Consider the following 1292-nt stretch of genomic DNA (forward strand, 5'->3'; position numbering starts at 1 on the left):
GAGGGTGTTCAATATTCTGTGTCAGCCTATTCACAGATCTATATGAGCGTCTAAGCGCCCCTCGAAGTGTATCGACAACTGTGACAGTGTCAGATTCCAGTTTTGCACTGGGTGCGTCCAGCGCTCAGATGCCCGCAAGATACCCGCATAAAGTAGCTTAAGCAAACTGTTTTCATTGGCAAATCCGCCCTTAGTTTTGGTCAGCTTACGGAACTGGCGATGCACAGCTTCTACAGCGTTGGTTGTGTAGATAGCGGTTCTAACGTAGTCCGGATATTTAAAATAGGCTGACAGCGTCGGCCATTTGTTACGCCAAGAGTTAATCACCACTGGGTATTTCTCACCCCATTTGGCTTCAAGCTCATCCAGCGCCGACTCTGCGGCGTTTAACGTCGTTGCTTTGTACACGCACTTTAAATCGGCCATAAAGGCCTTTTGGTTCTTACTAGCCACGTACTTAAGTGAGTTGCGTACTTGGTGGATGATGCAGTGCTGTATTTCGGTCTTAGGGTAAATGCTCTCAATGGCTTCAGGAAACCCCTTGAGGCCATCAACGCAGGCTATCAGGATGTCTTTCACGCCACGGTTGTGCAGGTCTGTCAGCACGCTTAGCCAATGATGGGCGCCTTCGTGCTCAGACAGATACAGTCCCAGTAATTCTTTTTTTCCTTCGACATTTACCGCCAGAATAGTGTAGATAGCTTTGCTGATGTAGCGGCCATTTTCTTTGATTTTGTAGTGAATGGCATCGAGCCACACGATGGGATAAATCGGGTCTAACTCCCGCTCACGCCACGTCTGTAACTCAGGTAGCAGCTTGTCGGTTACCGCATTAAGGGTTCCGTTAGAGACGCAGATACCGTACATCTCCTCGATGTGTGCACGGATGTCCTGATAGCTGGTGCCAAGGGCAAACAAGCCGATGATTTTACGCTCCAGCTCGTCGGTGAGTTGGGTCTGGTGCTTTTTGACAATTTGCGGCTCAAAGCTACCGGCGCGGTCTCTGGGAGTATTTAATTCAAAGTTGCCAGAGGTGCTTTTCATGGTTTTGGCAGAGCTGCCATTTTTACGATTAGGGGCTTCCCCTTGCTCAAGGTGCTGCTCTAACTCAGCCTGCATTGCGGCTTCAGTCAATTGTTTAATTAACGGAGTTAAGATACCGTCTTTGCCAGACAGGCCCTTGCCATCACGTAGCGCCTGAATAGCCGCTTGCATATCGAAAGTAGGATTGGTCATGTGTCATCTCTTTTTCGTTTAGTTTAATGAAATGACACAGAATTTTGAACACTACC

At 48.3% G+C, this 1292-nt stretch carries 1 protein-coding gene; it reads right to left on the reverse strand.

All coding sequences use genetic code 11. From position 1 onward, the window contains the following. Positions 1-30 precede the first annotated feature (30 nt). On the reverse strand, positions 31-1236 hold the full coding sequence (locus tag L9G74_RS19815; protein WP_238898503.1) for an IS256 family transposase: 1206 nt from the start codon (positions 1234-1236) through the stop codon (positions 31-33). Positions 1237-1292 lie beyond the last annotated feature (56 nt).

This window comes from Shewanella electrica, assembly GCF_022321485.1.
GTDB classification, from domain to species: domain Bacteria; phylum Pseudomonadota; class Gammaproteobacteria; order Enterobacterales; family Shewanellaceae; genus Shewanella; species Shewanella electrica.

Excerpts from the sequence above, each read along its gene's own strand:
- L9G74_RS19815 (WP_238898503.1), bottom strand. The coding sequence starts at position 1,236 with ATGACCAATCCTACTTTCGATATGCAAGCGGCTATTCAGGCGCTACGT.